Source organism: Nostoc sp. NMS2 (genome assembly GCF_017115105.1).
Lineage (GTDB): Bacteria > Cyanobacteriota > Cyanobacteriia > Cyanobacteriales > Nostocaceae > Nostoc.
The window spans coordinates 1-18,534 of sequence record NZ_JABXKH010000124.1 but is presented as its reverse complement, the minus strand read 5'-3'; the positions used below and the strand labels follow the sequence as shown (position 1 = coordinate 18,534).

The 18,534-nt window shown below is 40.9% G+C and carries 12 protein-coding genes; 7 read left to right on the top strand and 5 right to left on the bottom strand.

Translation table 11 applies throughout. The features are described from left to right. Nucleotides 1-364 precede the first annotated feature (364 nt). Nucleotides 365-1,024, bottom strand: a complete 660-nt coding sequence (locus tag HWQ36_RS21790) for a class I SAM-dependent methyltransferase (RefSeq protein ID WP_292706397.1) — start codon at nucleotides 1,022-1,024, stop codon at nucleotides 365-367. A 533-nt stretch (nucleotides 1,025-1,557) separates the two neighbouring features. Next, complete coding sequence (locus HWQ36_RS21785; protein ID WP_292706395.1) at nucleotides 1,558-1,818, bottom strand: hypothetical protein; 261 nt, start codon at nucleotides 1,816-1,818, stop codon at nucleotides 1,558-1,560. Between the two features lie 571 nt (nucleotides 1,819-2,389). Between HWQ36_RS21785 and HWQ36_RS21780 the strand changes: the two genes are divergently transcribed. Then, nucleotides 2,390-4,459: a tetratricopeptide repeat protein gene (locus tag HWQ36_RS21780; RefSeq protein WP_292706393.1), complete on the top strand. Its 2,070-nt coding sequence runs from the start codon at nucleotides 2,390-2,392 to the stop codon at nucleotides 4,457-4,459. Between the two features lie 168 nt (nucleotides 4,460-4,627). On the opposite strand, the gene HWQ36_RS21775 is transcribed toward HWQ36_RS21780, so the two are convergent. Continuing rightward, nucleotides 4,628-5,389 carry a hypothetical protein gene (locus tag HWQ36_RS21775; RefSeq protein ID WP_292706391.1) on the bottom strand — a complete coding sequence of 254 codons (762 nt, stop codon included), beginning with the start codon at nucleotides 5,387-5,389 and terminating at the stop codon, nucleotides 4,628-4,630. Nucleotides 5,390-5,519: 130 nt separating this feature from the next. Continuing rightward, on the bottom strand, nucleotides 5,520-7,052 hold the full coding sequence (locus HWQ36_RS21770; RefSeq protein WP_292706399.1) for a DUF1565 domain-containing protein: 1,533 nt from the start codon (nucleotides 7,050-7,052) through the stop codon (nucleotides 5,520-5,522). Nucleotides 7,053-7,577: 525 nt separating this feature from the next. Between HWQ36_RS21770 and HWQ36_RS21765 the strand changes: the two genes are divergently transcribed. Next, nucleotides 7,578-10,085 carry a glycoside hydrolase family 10 protein gene (locus tag HWQ36_RS21765; protein WP_292706389.1) on the top strand — a complete coding sequence of 836 codons (2,508 nt, stop codon included), beginning with the start codon at nucleotides 7,578-7,580 and terminating at the stop codon, nucleotides 10,083-10,085. A gap of 397 nt (nucleotides 10,086-10,482) precedes the next feature. Here HWQ36_RS21765 and HWQ36_RS21760 read toward each other — a convergent pair whose 3' ends face one another. Beyond that, on the bottom strand, nucleotides 10,483-12,144 hold the full coding sequence (locus HWQ36_RS21760) for a lipoxygenase family protein (RefSeq protein ID WP_292706388.1): 1,662 nt from the start codon (nucleotides 12,142-12,144) through the stop codon (nucleotides 10,483-10,485). 641 nt (nucleotides 12,145-12,785) lie between these two features. Between HWQ36_RS21760 and HWQ36_RS21755 the strand changes: the two genes are divergently transcribed. The 5 genes from HWQ36_RS21755 to HWQ36_RS21735 all read left to right on the top strand — a co-directional run bounded on the left by HWQ36_RS21755 (nucleotide 12,786) and on the right by HWQ36_RS21735 (nucleotide 18,386). After that, the gene (locus HWQ36_RS21755; protein WP_292706386.1) at nucleotides 12,786-13,601 is read left to right on the top strand and encodes a DUF1838 domain-containing protein; all 816 of its coding nucleotides are present in this window, start codon (nucleotides 12,786-12,788) and stop codon (nucleotides 13,599-13,601) included. Nucleotides 13,602-14,002: 401 nt separating this feature from the next. Next, nucleotides 14,003-15,232 (top strand): tetratricopeptide repeat protein, encoded by a 1,230-nt coding sequence (locus tag HWQ36_RS21750; protein WP_292706384.1) that lies wholly within the window; start codon nucleotides 14,003-14,005, stop codon nucleotides 15,230-15,232. 117 nt (nucleotides 15,233-15,349) lie between these two features. Beyond that, complete coding sequence (cobA, locus tag HWQ36_RS21745) at nucleotides 15,350-16,933, top strand: uroporphyrinogen-III C-methyltransferase (protein ID WP_292706382.1); 1,584 nt, start codon at nucleotides 15,350-15,352, stop codon at nucleotides 16,931-16,933. Between the two features lie 34 nt (nucleotides 16,934-16,967). Further along, on the top strand, nucleotides 16,968-17,564 hold the full coding sequence (gene coaE / locus HWQ36_RS21740) for a dephospho-CoA kinase (protein ID WP_292706380.1): 597 nt from the start codon (nucleotides 16,968-16,970) through the stop codon (nucleotides 17,562-17,564). A 495-nt stretch (nucleotides 17,565-18,059) separates the two neighbouring features. Further along, nucleotides 18,060-18,386: a hypothetical protein gene (locus HWQ36_RS21735; RefSeq protein WP_292706378.1), complete on the top strand. Its 327-nt coding sequence runs from the start codon at nucleotides 18,060-18,062 to the stop codon at nucleotides 18,384-18,386. Nucleotides 18,387-18,534 lie beyond the last annotated feature (148 nt).

Here is an 18,534-nt window from a genome sequence, read left to right as displayed (position 1 = left end):
TTAAGTCTTCGGAACCCCACCCCGCTTTTGTCTAACGACAAAATCTCCCCTCCCCCTCCCCGTTCACCTACGGTGTACACACAAGTAGTCCTAGAGCGAGTTTCCAGCCAAAAAAGGTAGATTCAAACTGATACAATCCGCGAATCAAAAAAGCTATAATATATAGCAATCCTATCTAATTTTTGAAAATTCTCGGTGTGCAGATCCCCGACTTCTCAAAGAAGTCGGGGATCTAACTTTTCACGAAGATAAGCGATTATCCAAAAAAGAGGTATTGCTGAGTGAAAATATGAATTATCTCGACGCACTCGCTTCTATGGTTGAGATATTCATGCTTTTATTCAGTAACCTCAAAAAAGTTATTTTACTTTGTCGCTACACCGATAATATGAGGACTAACAATCGGCAATTTTGCATCAAATCGCTCATAATTCACACTAGCAAAACCAGCATTTTCTAAAGCAATCAAAGTTTCTCTATCTGGATGGCAACCATCACCTATCACTTTCCAAATCGGGCTAATTCTGCTTTGTAGCTGTCGTAATAAACTTCCTTTAGGTGCTGCGACGTGTTCAATAAATAAGAAGCGTCCACCTGGTTTGAGTACTCTTAAAATTGCCTGTAATGTATAATCTATATTCGGCACTGAACACAAAACTAAAGTACTAACAACAGTATCTATGCTGTTATCTTCAGCGTCTAACCATTCAGCGCTACCAATTCGGAGGTCTATGTTTAAGCCTAGTTTTTCTGCTTGTTTTTGGAGATAGAAATGCATGTGTGAGTTTGGCTCGATTCCTATCCAGTGGATATCTTTAGGATAGTAGGGTAGGTTAGGGCCTGTTCCTGGGCCGATTTCTAACACTGTACCTTGGAGATTAGCAAAAAGAGAACGTTTGCGTTCGCCTACGACTTTATCATACGTGCTGCTACTTTGAGCCATCATCCAGGCAAAGAAACGTTTACCAAAATTAGCAAAAATGTAATTTTGTGAATCTCCAATAATTTGGTTTACAGTCATCATCCACTTCCTAAATTTTGAGGCTATAAATTAGTCTGCCAAGCAACCATTTATAGTCTTAATGTACGATAATTTGTGTTTCTTATACCTCACCCATTTGATTCACCTGATTGGGTGATTTTGATTAATATACACATATAGTGACTTGCAGCAATATTCCAAAGAAAGAACAAAAGTAAAGAAGCAGAAGTAGAATTTGCCTATATATAGTAATCCTAAATGAATAAGTCATCAAAATCTCCGATTCCTCTCTCTGCGTTCTCTGCGCCTCTGCGGTTAATTTCTTTTTATAAATAATTTATGAATCAATACGGTTCACTTAAGGCTTTACTCTTTGTCAAAGTGAATTTTTTTTAACGAACCGCAAAGGACGCAAAGGGCGCGAAGGAAGAAAATAAATAAATAAATGCTTAACTGAACTGTATTGATTTATGAATACAAAAATAGCAAAAAGCATTCCGCAATTGGGAACGCTTTTTTTAGTAAATTCTGTTAAGATAATATGATTTAAAGTTGAAAATTGCTAGTTGACAAAATTAGGCATGAAGATTTGCTTGTTCCTGCAACCAAGGATCTACAGGTTCTCCATCTTTGCGGCGTAATTCAATTTCCACTACCATCACTTCTTTTGAACCTGGAGGCGCTGGTTTTTTATGGAAAATAATGTCATAATCTTCTGGATTATGTTTGCGTTCTTTCAACCATTCTTGTACTTTGGTTGTGGCAAAAAATGATTGCCCTTGCTCAAACATTCGGGTAATCTGCAATTGCAGTGTATAAGGATTTAGCCTACCCATTTTCTACCGCCTTTGTTAAGTAATTTTTAGAACAAGTAATCTGTTTACCTTAGATAATCTAATGTTAGTGCCAAGTACGCACACCTGACACTTCACCTACAGGTGCAAATTCTAGTTTCAACGCCCTAGCATCTGTAGCAACAAAGTCCAGACGTATTTCGCTGCATTGCTAAGAAAACGTCGATGCTTCTGCAATCTGTGTTCCACAGGTTAATAAATTCTTATTTGTGCTGCTTGGTTTTCGCCGTCTTTGGCAATAGTTTAACCTTAGTACAGCTTTGCGTAAAATCGTGGCGAATTGAGGGTTGAAGGGTTGAAATTTAAACGCAAAGGGGCGCAGAGAATTCGCTACGAATTAATGTTATAATAGTAATTCACAAAAAATAATGTTAAAAACTTGACTGCACCCCAGCACTAAAGTTTTACGTATACGAAGAGATGAGGGAATAGATTAGTTAAAGATTATTCAAAATTTCCCAGTATCTCTACAACATTTCACTACTTAATTCTGTTATAGATTGGAAAGAGGCACGCCGCTTCAAAAACTGACCAAGAGACTGAAATGGTTGTTATGAAGAGCAAAAATCAAGCTGTTTTCGCTTTAATTGTAAAAAGTACTATTGTCTTTTTACCCTTACTATTATCCGTTGGAATTGCCAGTGGGCAATCTGCACCATCACCTTCCCCAGTACTAACCCAGACTTCGGTGTTGTCGAATCAGGAACGGGAAGAATTAGCGCGACTAAGAGCAGAAAAGCGAATTCAACAGCAAGTCCAATCTGATTTTAATAGCGCTTTTAGCCGTACAACTATTTTACTCAATGTCTGGCTAGTTATATTAAGTCTATTTCCAGTTGCAATCATTGCTTTATTTTGGCTCCTCAGACGGTTGGTAATCCGTGAAATTGTTGAGAGAGCAATGCAACAATTACAGGGAATGGAAAAATTACAGAATCAGCTAACTAGCGTTAAGCAAGAGGCTGAAAATGTTATTCAAGAAGCTAAAAAAATAAATTATGAATTAGAACAGGAAACGGTTAGTTTACAACAAAAAATTAAAAACGAACAAGAAAATTTATCTACCCTGACATCGGAACTAGATTTAGCTAAAGTACAGGTATTAAGTAGATTAGAAAGTCAACTCAAAAATTCTCAAGAAAATATAGAAATTTTAGAGTCAAATTTTGCTTCTGGTTTATCTAAGTTAGAGCTTGATGCTCAACAACAAAGAGATATAGCGCTGGAAAATCTAGGAAATTTAGTATCTGTTCTGTCACAGGAATTGTCTAAGTTAAATTTAGGTGTAAAACAACAGCAAGAGCTAGCCGTTGCTGATTTAGAAGTATCAAAGTCTGAATTCACATCTCAACTTTCTGGATGGCAGTCTGATGCTCAAAAGCAAAAGGATATAGTTTTTGAAAGTTTGACTCAATTGCAGTCAGAGTTTGCTGATAAATTATCAGAATTACAGATAAACGCTCACGACAAAAAAGAGATTGCATTTGAGAGTTTAGGAAAATTAGATAATGAATTGAAATTTCAATTATCTGAATTACAGGCGGATGCTCAGGAACAAAAAAATAAAATTGTTGAGAGTTTAGCAGCATTACAGTCAGAGTTTGCTGAACAACTATCTGAATTACAATTAGATGCTCAAAAGCGCAAAGAGTTAATTATTGAAAATTTAGAAAAATCTGGTTCTGAATTTAGTTCGCAATTTTCAGAATTACAATGGAATGCTCAACAACAAAAGATTCTCATTTTGGAGAAGTTAGAAAGATTAGAAACTGAGTTTGTTTCTGAACTATCTGAGTTACAATTGGATGCCGAAGAAAGAAAGGATCTCATTCTTCAAGAACTAACTGAAATTACACCTGAATCTATCTTAGAGGCGGTGAATCATGGAGTTGAGGAAGAAATAGAGGAACAGCCACAACAACCAGAATTGACTGCTGATGAGTATGTAAAAGAGGGAGATGGGCTGTTTTCTCAAAAGCGCTATGAAGATGCGATCGCAGCTTACAACCAAGCGGTTAAAATTCAACCTGATGAACCTGTGGCTTGGTTAAAACGAGGTCTAACTCTCGGAAGGTTGAAACGCTACAAAGATGCGATCGCATCCTACGAGCGAGCTATTCAGATTCAACCAGATTACCATCAAGCTTGGTGCGATCGCGGCGTTGCTTTTGGGAAATTACAACAGCATCAGCAAGCCTTTGCTTCATTTGAGAAAGCTACACAAATCAAGCCTGATGATGCCGTTGCTTGGTTGAATTGCGGTCTTTCTCTAGTAGCATTAGAACAATATGAAGAGGCAATAGCGTCTTTTGATAAAGCCCTGGAATTCCAACCCAATTCTCCCAAAATCTGGGATAAACGCGGTTATACCTTGGTAAGATTGGGACGCGATGATGAAGCGATCGCTAGTTTTAACAAAACTTTAGAAATTAAGCCAGATTATGCCAGTGCCTATTACAACAAAGCAGCCTGTTACGCACTGCAAAGACAAGTTGAACTATCTCTGGTAACTCTGAAACAAGCAATTGAACTTGATCCCAGGTATAAAGAAGACGCAGCAACTGACCTAGATTTTGATGATATTGCTGATGATGAGGGCTTTAAGCAGTTAGTTGCAGAATAAAAAGTTATTTGTCATTTGTCATTAGTCATTAGTCATTAGTTATTCTCTCCCTGCTCCCTGCTCACCTGCTCCCTGCTCCCTGCCCCCTGCTCCCTGCTCCCCTGCTCCCCTGCCCCCCTGCTCCCTGCTCCCCTGCCCCCCTGCTCCCTGCTCCTCTTCCCCCACTCCCTACTCCCCACTCCCCACACTTGGATTTCGTTCGCTAGACATCGCTTTGAGTTTAGATGTAAAAGACTCAGAGCGATCGCTTTTTTCTGGGGTAAATCGCCCAATAGGGGCATGAATAGCAGCAGGTGGCAGCAGTTTTGGCTGTCGTTGAGGATGGCTTGGTGATGGAGAAGGCGGTGGACTTTCTTGTAAGGTTTGCCTTTGGCTAACAGCAGACGATAGCTGAAGGGTTGCCGAAGAAGCAAATTTCCCGGAAAGGGGAGACTTGAGAACAGTTTTATGATCCCTAGCTTCCTCCTTGGCTTCTTCTTCATCTAAAGATGTCTTTTGTTCGTAACTTTTTAGTTGTAGAGTTGCAGTATTGCCGTGTTGATAGCCATTATGAATCTTCGCAGGTGGTAATTGAGGACTCGTGACTTTCTCTACAATGGGGTTTTTCTTGGCTAACGGTAGGCTTGGAGCAGGTGATGAGGTTAAACTTTGAGGAAATTTGCTACAAATCATGCGTTCAAATTCCATATTGAAATGATATGTAGCTTGATCCCGGCGCTGCCAAAATACTAAAATTTGCTGCACCGAAACTGCTTTATAACGTCCTTGATATAGTGCCTCAATCACTGCTAGGTGTAGCCAATTCAGTGGGTATTGCGTTTGCCAACGTTCTACTAGCTCATTGGCACTATACCCACTGAGATCAAAACTATAATTAATTAATAAAGCGATCGCCAAGTTGGCAGAAGTATCTGGGAGTGTTGTTAACATGGGGCTATTAGCTTTCGGCAATAGGTCTTAAGATTCTTCACCCATCGCATATTAGCCTAGCGTGCTTTTAACTACATGGTTTTTTTTCCAAGAGTACAAAGCCGATAAGCAGTGTTTCCTATTCTACTTGTCAACTTCTGGAATGCAACCCTACATAGAATGATTTAATCGCAGATGTTCGCCCAATGGCAACTAATGCTTGATAAACCATTGCTGCAACTTCGGCGCGTGTTGCCAAACGTAAAGGTGCAAGTAGTTGGGGATCTGGGTAATTAACGATGATTTTGTGTTGTGTAGCAGTGGCTACGGCTTTTCGGGCGTAGTCGGGAATGGTATGACGATCGCTATATACTTCTAAAATATCGCTATCAATAGCTGCTAATCCCAGTCCGTTTACTAAAGAGACAATCACCTGTAGGCGTTGGACATGTTGATCTGGGCGAAAAGTGCGATCGCTAAATCCGCCCACAAAGCCACCGCTAGCCGCCACTTGGACAGCGCTATAAGCCCAAAAATCCTTGGGGACATCGGTAAAATCAGGTGCTGAGATTTTGGGAAATGGGTTAAAAGCGATCGCTACCAGAGAGGCATACTGGGCGCGAGTCATAGGTTGATCTGGCTGGTAGCTACCATCGGCAAAACGATGAGTTAAATCCATGCTGACTAATGCCTGGATAAATGGTTCTGCCCAATGTGCATCTAGTTGAACAGGCGCGGGGAGTTTTTGAGATGGGGATTGTGCCGGAGCCTCAGATAAACTAGTGCTAACCGCTACTGGATTGGCTGGGATCAATTCTGCCAAGCCCTTGACTAGAGAAGGATTCAAATGATTACCTACGGAAATTAGCTTTTCTTTAGTAGCATTATACAAATCAAATTCACTATTATCACTAAAAATATTATCAGCAGAATCTTGGGTATTGCCTAAGTCAGGAATTGCATTGCCATTGACTAATAGACCACCTTGGGTATTTTTAGTAATGAGATTTTGACGCAGCACGGGTTGGGCATTGCGAGAAAGTGCGATCGCGGTACGATTTTCTGATAACTTATTATTTGCGATCGTCGGAGTAGCAAAGTCACTAATTACTATACCTAAAGGGTTTCTTTCAAATAAATTCCGCAGTACTTCTCCCTGGCTATGACCTGCTATCACCAACCCGCTAGCAGTATTTTGCACAAATATGTTATCTAAAATTTCGGGTTTGGCAGTGCCAGTGGTAAACACACCTTCCCGCCCACAGTCCCTCAAAGTATTATTAGCTAAAGTAGGTGCAGCCGATTCAATCCAGATACCAGTACCTTTGGCTGAGGGATTGGTGACAGTTACACCTAAAAGACTGGCATTATCTAACAAGAGCAGCGTAATATTTTGTATCCCAAAGCTGGGACTTTCATACTCGCCACTCCCTAAAATTACAATCCCTGCACCTTTGTTCGCTTCGTTGCCCAGCAGTGTTGTCTCTTCAGGGATAATCAGTGGGAACACCTCACCACTAGCAGTGCTGTAAGTTCCCGACTCCAGATGAATTATCGTCGGGATTTTGGTTATTTTTAAGGCGCGGGTGAGGCTTTTAAACGGACTCAACCGTGAACCAGTATTGGTATCATTCCCTGTCATAGGGTTGATATAGAGTGTGACAACGAGCGTAGAGTTCACCATTGATAGTTGAGAGTCAATTGTTTTAATTATGACAATCATAAATAACACTACTTGTAGCAAACTTTTTCAAAGTAGTATGACTGTGTATAAAAAATATATCCACGTTACTTTTTCTTGCAAGCAGATAATTCTGTACACACAAGTTATAGACTCTTATGCAACATTCCGAGTTCGCATCTCGGCCTTTGGTATTCCCAAGTTAAAAGACCATAGTTAAGCTAAAACACATCTAATTTGCATATTAAAATTTTCTCAATATCTTGTGGGGTGGGCAACATGAGCGCCCTGGTTATGCAACTTGAATGCTCATTAGCTTATCACCCTGAACATCCGAGGGAGGAGTTAGAAAAGCTTTATCCTCAAAAATCAGGTTTGAACTTTCGGCACAACCATTCTATTTGGCACTACTAACTCGATAACTGCGTCAAGCGTCTTGCAGCTAAATTACTGTATCAGTTTTCCTGGTGTAGCAATTTAACGTTTATATGGAATGAAATTTAAGCAATTAGTAACCAGCCAGAAATAATGACAACTCAGTTTTGGAAAAAAAGCATAGAAATTAATGCGACTCTAACCAACTTACTATTTAACCCCGTGCGTAGACGCTTACTTTTATGCCGCAGCAAGTTACGTAAAGCGTCTGATGGACTTGCGGCTAGTCGCCAGACATCGCCTTTCATTCATCAAAGTTGGTGGCTTTTAAGGAAGAGGCAGGGGGGTAGGGAGCAAGGAACTGGGGGGATAGTTCAGATGAGGATTCGACCCCAACTGTTGCGCCACTTTCCCGTAGGGTACGAGAACCACTTAGTAGAAGTGAGGGAATTAGACCCATGTTCCGCAACGCTTGTCGGCTCTTCGCTGGGGTCATTTCCCCCTGCTCCTTTTCCCCCTGCTCCCTGCCTCTTGTTGAAGAAGCGTCTGCTGCCATTATTATTTTTGATATCATTCGTTGCGGTATTGCTACTCAACAGCTTTGCCCCTGCTATTGCCCAACTACCTGCTCAACCTCGTCAAGAAATTCGGGGGGTGTGGCTCAGTGGTAACGATTTTAGCGTTTTCCGAAATCGCTCTAAGGTGCAAGCAGCCATGAGCCAACTAAGGCAGTTAAACTTTAACACCGTTTATCCAGTAGTGTGGAACGATGGCTATACACATTACCCCAGTGCCATCATGCAAAAAATGGGTATTCCCTTCTTCTTCAAGGGAATAGATGGACAAGATGTAATTGCAGACATTATCAGTCAAGCCCGCAGAGAAGGGCTACTAGCAATACCTTGGTTTGAATTTGGTTTCATGGTTCCTCTAACTTCAGAACTTGCATCCCAGCATCCAGATTGGCTGACACAAAAGCGGGATGGGACTCAAACTTCAGTTAGTGCTGCGGGTGAAGTAGCGTGGTTGAATCCCTTTCACCCTGAAGTGCAAAAGTTTATCACCGAACTCGTGATGGAAGTCATTACTAAATACGATGCTGATGGGGTTCAATTTGACGACCACACGAGTTTACCTGTGGATTTTGGTTACGATAAATACACAATTAGTCTATATACTCAAGAAACTGGGAATCCTCCCCCACCTAATCCCCAAGCCCAAGCATGGAAAAAATGGCGGGCAGATAAAATCACTGCATTCATGGTAGACCTTTACCAAACCGTGAAAGCTCGAAAACCGAACGCTATCTTCTCAGTTTCTCCTGTTGATTCTGAATACGCCTATAAGGTGCAACTGCAAGATTGGCTCAACTGGGTACGGTTGGGTATTGTCGATGAGTTAGTTATGCAGGTGTACCGTAATGATTTGGCAAGTTTTATCAGTCAAATTACCCGCCCAGAAATTTTAGAAACCCAAAAAATCATCCCAACTGGTATCGGTATTTTAGCGGGGTTACGAAATCGCCCAGTTTCCATATCACAAATCCAACCCCAGGTGCAAGCAGCGCAACAACGCGGTTTAGGTATCGGCTTTTTCTACTACGAGAGCCTTTGGGATATCGCGCCTGAACCAGCAGAGCAACGCCAGTCAGTATTTGCGGCTCTTTTCCAAAACCCAGCGTTGCGCGACATCTCGCAAAATACACCCCGCCAGCCAAGTTTTGATACCATATCCTTACCTTTATACACAAAACCTTCCCTTGGTCAACGTGTTCGCGGCTATTTTTTGTCAATGGCGATCGCAGGTGGTCAACCAAAACGTATCTTATTAGATACAGGGTCAGCAGGACTGAGAGTTCCTAAAGAGTTTTTAGGTAATGCTCCTATCCGCAGAACCGGACAAAATATCAAGGAGGTATTAAGTGATGGGACTATCCTTGAGGGAGAATTAGTTTATGCTAACATCCGATTTGGTTTACTTCCCGCCGCAGAACCCGTTCCAGTACAGATTGTTACCAGTCGCCAATGTACTGCCCAAAAGCCTAATTGTTCAGCAAAGAATGGTGTGCCATTTTCCGGTATTATCGGTGTCAACTATTTTGAAAAGTCACTTCCCTATAATCCGTTGAGAAAATTACCAGGCAATTTGAGTAACGGATTTATTATTACGGGAAATGGTGGTAATAACAATAATGGCAGCCTAACTCTCGGCTTAACTGCTGGTAATCAAGCAGGTTTCAAAATGGCTCCTTGGAACAAACAAAGCGAAATTAATGGTGTACCTGGTAACAGATGGGACTCTCAATTGAGCAAAGTTTGTTTAACTATTGCTGGGAGTTCTGCTAAAAATCTTTGTAACAGCAAAATGATTACTGATACTGGAACTATTAATGGTTTGACTGAATTCAAGTCAGCTTCTACAGCAGGTAAACTAAAACCAGGCGTATTACGTTCAGCAAATGCTGTGAAAGTAGCGATTAATGGCATTTTTGATTACAGCCTGACACCAGGAACCCGCGACGGATTTAATCGTTGGAATTTGAGTATTTCGCCACAATCAGAACTTCCTACATTTGTAAATACTGGCATCGCCTTTTTTGATAAATACGATGTCCTCTTTGACCAAGTTAATGGAAGACAGGGTTTTCGCAGTCGGCGGTAAGATGAAAGTAAAAACTTACTCTCTCAGCTAGCGTTCAAAACTAGTGGTCTGTCCCATTAAATTTGAAGGGTTGTAAAAGTTTGTAGTCAGCACTTCAGTGCTTAAAACTGAGCGATAAATCGCTCAATACAAACCTTGCAAAACTTATGGGACAGACCACTAATTTGTCGTAGACAATTTATCTTTGTCATCACCCTATTGGTACTAAAACCGCGAGCTTATAGCGGTTATCGCTTGAGTGAGGTACAAAAACCCCACCCCCAACCCCCTCCCCGCTCTTCGAGAGGGGACTATAATTCACCTTGTATGATTAGGAAACGCTATATTGCTAAACAAAAACATCTCCAAAAGTTATCACACTTTTTAGAGATGTCTAATCAACTGCAATGATATTAAGTTACACGCTAATACTATTAGTAACAAGCCTTGGTTTCAAATAGTTGTAATTTATTAAACGACTCTTATTGTTCAACTCAATTTTCCGCTCTGCTTCGTTCAACTCCTGCTGGAATTTAACTAAAATATCCTGAGCCTCTGGGTCTACAAAATTATCATCATAGTACCCTAATCTGTCATAATGGTAGGCTGACAGGATAAATAAAATAGATAATTGGTCAGCAGCTTGCTTCGACGGTGGCAGAAATGATAATAGACTTTTACGGTCAGGAATAGTGCCTTCTGCTGTCATTTGTTTATAAGCAGCAAGGGGCATATTTGGCATAAAAGTCATATATTCATATTGCGGGTAGTTAACAGCAGCGTGTTGCGGCCCACAGGTGAAGATAACCGCAGTGGCAATGTCAACTAATTGGTCTAATGTGTCGATGCGTAGTTTACCGCCGTAGGCATCGCTAACACCCTTGACTCGCCCGCCTGATTGGGAAACTAATTCCTGTGCCCAACTTTGTAATTCCAAGTCTCCTGCTAAGTCTTGGGGAGTTTTGTAGTATAGCTGCAAGTATTCAGACACAAACTTTTTAATGGCATTCCACAATAGCAAGCCATCGTCTCGATAGGGATAGTGAGGTAAGTTGTCTGGATCATCCATACCCCGATTTTTTAGTTCAGTAGGTAAGGAAAACTGATCTAAGCTCCATTCTGTATATGCGTTGACTACAATTTGCAATGACTCTTGCAGAGTTCCGGCTAGCAATTCGTCAACAGGGCCACCTCGATTAACTAAGCGTTTACGACCTAATTCATTATTAGCTAACATGAAACGGAAGTGGGGTTTTAGCAGTAAGTTGAGGGGATGGTTTTCGGCTAATTGACGGGCTGTGACAATAGCAAAGGGTTCCATAACAAAGTGAGTTCGACACAGATGGCTACTCATTTCATGATGGTTAGCATCAGCAATTTGAACACAAAGCTTGGCATGAAACCAGATTAAAGGGTCGTCAAAAGGTGTGATTAGCTGGCTCTGCTTGCCACTTGCGGGGTTGATTTGGATAGCAATCGGTACTAGTTGACCGCGATCGCTAAAACCAGAACTGCGCCAACAAAAGAAAGCTATAGGGGTTGGTAAATACTTCTTACCTCTTTCATAAGTACCTCCTCTAACAAACGCAAGCGCTCTGTAATCAGCTACATATAAATTTCCATTCGCAAGTTTTTCTACTAAGTTGATAGAGTCACCAAATTCTTCTTGCAGTTCTAAAATAGTAAAGGCGAAGCCATCTGGCATCTTCTCAATTCGGCGTAAAACAAAAGGATTTGCCCCACAAAGCCGTTGTTCACAAAAAGAATCATCAGTTTGGTATGTTTTGATGACATTAGGTTTAGGCAAAACTGGAAAATAGTCTTCATAGTCTTGCAATTCATCTAAAGGGTCCCAGAAAGAACGGGTTTTAACGGCCAACATATTTATCGGAAGTTCTGCTGTCTCTAAGGTCCGTTCAGCAATATACTTAGTAGAAAAGTTCTCTCTATAAGGGACATTTTTTAGCATTGCCATAGGCGCTAAAAAGTCGTAATCAAATTCATACTCTCCTAAGTTGCGCTCTAGCAATATTTGACGTTTCGTAGGGTCAGGATCATTCTGAGGAAGGTATGGTTTCATAATTTTTTTGCCAGTTTAAGGTAAGAACAATAACAAGTAATTTAAACTCTAAAATCTGGGTTTTAAATTTTCACATAAAATATTTAATAGTGTTTATTCGGGTCTGTCTGCAAACGGCAAAATCTATAAGTTTTAAACTGCTAACCATGAATCAGGCTTACTTATTGTTGTTATGCAGAATATCCATTTTTGTAAGATTTCTTCACATATAGTCCAATACGCTTGGGTTATACCAATTTTTTATGAAGCTGCATAGAATTAGATCCCCCCTAGCCCACGCCAGTCGCTCCACTACAGCGCTTCGCGCATCCTGCGGCGGGGGAGACCCCAAGACCGCACTTTGTGCTAAATCTCCGTCACAAAACTTAATTACGTAAAGCCTGCGGCATAGCTTCTCTTCGAGACGCTACGCGAACGCTTAACGCGGAGCGTGCCGGAGGCTCTATTACGAATTACGAATTACGAATTACGAATTATTTACCAGGTGTCATCTCTGAAGAACTAATTGCCAAAATTGCTGCTTGCGTACTACCCCCGATCGCTATAGGGCATTAGTTTTTGACAAATCACAAATGACAAAGATGCAACTTGAATGCTGGTTAGCTTATCCTTTTGTTATCCAAACACTAAGGATGCTTTAGATGGTTGCTCAAATCCAAGAACTTGAAGCGCAGCACTGGGTTAAAACTCGTTCTTCCCTCGACCCTAGCGAATCCACTTTCCTGATTTGGAAAGGTAAGATTTATGCCTTTATCCCCGGCGAGAAAAGACAACTCCTATTTAAAATCTTGGGATTGAGTATTAGCAGATGTATTCCCACAGCAGAGGGTAGCTGGGATTTTACTTCTAGGGAATTAACTTACTACCTCAACCCAAAAACAGATGAAATCTTACATAAATGGGAGAATCCTTGGACAGGCGAGACAGTTCCGGTGATTCACGTTGCCAATAATCCAGTACAGGGGAATTTTGAGGGAAATTTCCCCGCACAAGTAGATGGTGATAGCACAACCTTCGTTTTTGATATATTTCCTTATTACCCCAATCCCCTAGCAGACGATCGCAAATTTGCCGAATACAGCCCAAATCCAATTTATCAGGCAGCAGAATTATTTAAATTAACAGTGCCAACCGCAGATTTGTTCAACCCAGCCCTCTCTTCAGTTTCTCAACTCAAACTAAGTTGGGATCGGATTGGTCAATGGCTTCCCTGGATGAAAATGGGCGATCGCTCCGGTCAACTAATCTACAGTGCTGTTGGCAGCAAAGTCAATGGTTTAACAGAACTGCCACCACTGCTGCAAGACGAAATTAATAACCGGATTCCTCTATATAAACAAGCCCCAAAAGCATTGATAGATGGGGAAGATATGACTTCCTGGTTGTACTTCCAAAAGCACTTTCAGTCTTACTTGGCTGGTGAAATCTTCCCGCTTCCTCAAGCAGAAGAATTGTAAACTAGCTAGAAAGCAATAGACATCTCCGAAAAAGAATTGTTTTGACGTAGCAGCGCTACGTCTCTACAAGAGTTCTGGATAAAGCATATTTAATTTCTGGAGATGTCTAATATCGAACTCTCGCCAGGAGATAGCGGTTAGACGGACACGCGAAGAGGGATAATTTAGAGTCTGGCGATCGCTTCAGCAAACCATTCACTTTTACAAAGAAAGGCAGAGGGCGGCTATGCTGAAGGAAAGATAATCTTTTCTTTGACACTCAAATAGATGTAGCCCTAACCGTTGGGAAAGTTGTTCACACTTGTATCAAGTTAGGCTAATCACTTATAATTCCTCCTATAACTACGCCAAAACTAGGCAAGTTGATATTACATATAAACCAAGCAGATAAGGTAATAAAAATGCTGAAAAACAAGAATGTAGTGGTAGCAGCTATTATTTGCTTGTGTTTGAGCAATGGCAATACTGCTTTTGGTAAAGAAGTTGGCGTTGTTTTAACAAAAATTCCAGACTCAAATCGAGCAGCACTTCCTGGCAACAAAAACGCAGTGGCTAACTTTGAGCAAGGCAGCAATCTATACAAACAAGGAGATTTCAAAGGAGCAGAGGCGGCTTTTCGGAAAGCAATTGAACTTGAACCCAACTTTGTACAAGCTTATATTGCTTTGGCAAATACTCTCGACGATCAAGGCAAACCCCAAGAAGCGATCGCACATTACAAAAAAGCCATCAGCCTCGATCCTCAAGACTCTGGAGCCTACTTTAATTTGGGTTTGACTTTAGCAAGGCTCAATCAGTTAGAACCTGCGATCGCCCAATATAAAAAAGCTCTCAGCCTTGAACCCAACTATGCAGACGCTCACTATAACTTAGGAAATGCTCTCTACACTCAAGGCAAGCTAACCGAAGCAGTCACCGAATATACAGCAGCTATTCGCCTCAAACCCAGTTATGCCCCAACTTACACGCGTCTGGGAAATGCTCTGTACAATCAAGGTGAGCTAGAACAAGCAATTATCCAATACAAAAAATCCATTAGCTTTGATCCTAAGTATGCAGACGCTCACTATTACTTAGGCAATGCTTTATACGCTCAAGGAAAGCCAGCAGAAGCGATCGCCGAATATACCGCAGCCATTCGCCTCGATCCAAAAAATCCAGCAGGTTATAATGCCTTGGGAAATACTCTCTACGCTCAAGGCAAACTAGAAGAAGCGATCGCACAATATAAACAAGCCCTCAGCCTTGAACCCGACTATGCAGACGCTCACTATAATTTAGCAAGCGCTTTTTACGCTCAAGGCAAGCTTACAGAAGCAATTGCCGACTATACCGAAGCGATTCGCCTCGATCCGAAACACGCACAAGCCTACACAGGTTTAGCAAATGCGATGGACGATCAAGGTAAACCCCAAGAAGCGATCGCACATTACAAAAAAGCCATTAGCCTTGTACCCAACGATGCATTCACTTACTATAATTTGGGAATCACTTTAGGAAGAGAACAACAGCTAGAAGAAGCGATCGTTAATCTCAAAAAAGCCAGAGAGTTATTTCAAGCTGAAGAAAACAAGGAAATGGTTGAGCAAGTCGATCAGCTAATCCAAAAAATAAATATCCGAACGAATTGAATTAAGGGAATTGGGAATTGGGCATTGGGAATGGGGCATTGGGAATTGGGCATTGGGCATGGAGATTGGGAAGTAATAACCAATGACAAATGACAAATGACAAATGACAAATAACAAATGACTCAAGAAAAAGGCAAAGTCTACCTTGTAGGTGCTGGGCCCGGAGATGTGGCATACCTGACGGTAAAAGCTTACAATCTCTTAGCTGTTGCTCAGGTTTTAGTCTACGATGCCCTGGTAGACGCTCAATTATTGCAGTGTGTATCACCTGATTGCTTGAAATTGGATGTCGGCAAACGTGGTGGTAAACCCAGTACAACCCAAACTGAGATTAACGAGTTACTAGTAAAGCATTGCCAGCAAGGAAAACAAGTTGTACGCCTCAAATCAGGCGATCCGTTGATTTTTGGGCGTTGCACTTCCGAAATTGAAGCTTTGAAAGCATCTGGTTGTGATTTTGAACTGATACCAGGAATTTCTTCTGCCCTTGCAGCACCGTTGCTAGCAGGAATTCCCCTTACAGATCCGGTGTTAAGTCGTTGTTTTGCAGTACTTACAGCTCATGAACCAGAGGTTTTAGACTGGGAGGCACTCTCACGATTAGAGACACTGGTAATTTTGATGGGAGGGCAACATCTGCAAGATATTGTACATCAACTGGTGCGACATGGGCGATCGCACTTAACACCCATTGCAATCATCCGTTGGGCAGGAACTCCTCGTCAACAAATTTGGACAGCACAACTGGGCAATATTTTGGAACAAACCACCGAATTATCACTTTCTCCGGCGGTAATTGTTGTTGGCGAAGTTGTTGGGCTACATAAGTACTTACAACCTGAGAAAATAGATTGTCAGGATTCGACTACAGCCCAAACTCCAATGTTAAACAACCTCTACGCTTCTTCCCAACCCCTTACAGGTAAAACAATCCTGGTGACACGTTCAGTTGGGCAATCGAGTACATTTAGCGATCGCCTCATCACATTAGGCGCAACAGTCATCGAAATGCCTACCTTAGAAATCGGCCCGCCCTCCAGTTGGGAAGCTTTGGATGATGCGATCGCTCATTTATCTCAGTTCGACTGGTTAATTCTCACTTCTAGCAATGGCATAGATTACTTTTTTGAAAGGTTAATCGCCCAAGGTAAAGATACCCGTGCCTTAGCAGGTGTAAAAATTGCCGTCGTTGGCGAGAAAACAGCTAATAGTCTCAAACAATATTCTCTCAAACCAGATTTTATTCCCCCCAACTTTATTGCAGATTCTTTAATAGAAAATTTTCCAGAGGAACTGAATGGTAAAAAAGTTTTATTTCCCAGAGTTGAAAGCGGCGGCAGAGAAATTTTAGTTAAAGAATTAACTCTCAAGGGAGCAAAAGTAATTGAAGTTGCTGCATATCAATCTTGTTGTCCTAGTAGTATTCCACCTGCGGCAGAGTTAGCTCTGCAAAATCGTAAAATAAATGTAATTACTTTTGCCAGTTCTAAAACTGTGCAATTTTTCTATCAACTTACTAACAACATATTTTCTAACAACTCTGATGCTAGTCAACTATTAGACAGCGTTTGTATTGCCTCTATCGGTCCTCAAACCTCCAAAACTTGTCATGCTTTATTCGGGCGTGTAGATATAGAAGCCCAAGAATATACTTTAGATGGTTTAACCCAAGCACTAATAACATGGGCAACCAATTCTTAATATCAAATACCCAATGACAAATGACAAATGACAAATGACAAAACGTATAATCGGCTTAACCGGAGGTATTGCCACAGGCAAAACCACTGTCACCAATTATTTAGCTAGCGCTTATAACCTGCCGATTCTGGATGCAGATATTTATGCGAGAGAGGCAGTATCTTTAGATTCGCCTATTCTGGGTGCGATCGCCGGGCGTTACGGCGAACAAATTTTATTACCAGATGGCAGCCTCAACCGCCAAAAGCTAGGCGAAATTATCTTCAATCGTCAAGATGAACGCAACTGGATAGACAATTTGATTCATCCTGATGTGCGCGATCGCTTCCTCAAAGCAATTGCCCAATCTCCCTTACAAACACTGGTGTTAGTAGTGCCTCTGTTATTTGAAGCCGGAATGACTGATTTAGTTACAGAAATTTGGGTAGTGTGTTGTTCTCAAGAGCAACAACTACAAAGATTGATACAACGAAACCATTTAAATAGAGAACAGGCACAAGCCAGGATCAACAGTCAATTATCTATCAAAGAAAAAGTGGATCGTGCAGATGTAGTTTTAGAGAACTCTTCCACCCTAGAAAGACTACTGGAGCAGATAGATGTAGCTCTAAAAACTACAAGCATGGACTAGAATCTATCTATATTAAAAAATATACACAGATCGTATTCTCAAGACATAAAAGCTTTATAACTTTAGATTATCTAGTCCAGTAAAAAAATCTCATATCTGACTAACCTTGTGTAATAATTCGGTGATTTTACAGTTGAATCTGCGGTTGATGATATTGTAAATTTAAATGATTGTTGGTCAAAAGATATCATGGAGTAAAATTAAACACTAATAATTAAGAATTAAGAAAAATTAATTATAAATTATTGATCTTATTTTAAAATTGTTTTTAAGTACCTTCTCCACGAACTGCTTGTAATTTACTGTTGCTAGTTATTGAGTGCAAGGCACTTAATTGGACATTGGGTGATAAATTCCTTTACTAGCTGTCAATGCGGTTGATTCCTAACTAGATTTTCCGCCTGTTCGATTCTGGATTGGTGACTACAAATGATTGATATTCACCTATACTCCAGAACTCTTCGTTATAGATTTCTTCTTTGGGAGAACTCACTTATGTCTTTGCTCGGGACAGGTATGAATTTAAGTTTTAGTTTTTTAAGCAAGTTAGCTCTAGTTAGCTTTCCAGCAAACGAATTAAAGAAAAAAAATAAAATACACGATTATAGCCAACTAGTTTGGGGAAGCGACTACGTATTTGAGCGCCTCAATGAAGGAATGATAGGATACATGACTGGAGTAGGGAAAGACATCAAACCTTGCGATCGCATTATTTTACGAGAAGGTTGTGAATCTTATCAATATCAAGTAGAAGAAGTTGATTATTATTCCGATCCATCTGATATGTGGATAGCTTTGCTTAAGCAAGTACCGATTGACTAAATATTAAAATCAACATTTTTTATAATAATTTGTGCCGCTCTGTCTAAATCTCTCTCCTACAGCAATTTGGTGCGAAAAAACCCAAGTATATTACCCACATTCCGCACCCACAACTGTCACACCCCAAAGAAACGGGTATATTTAGTAC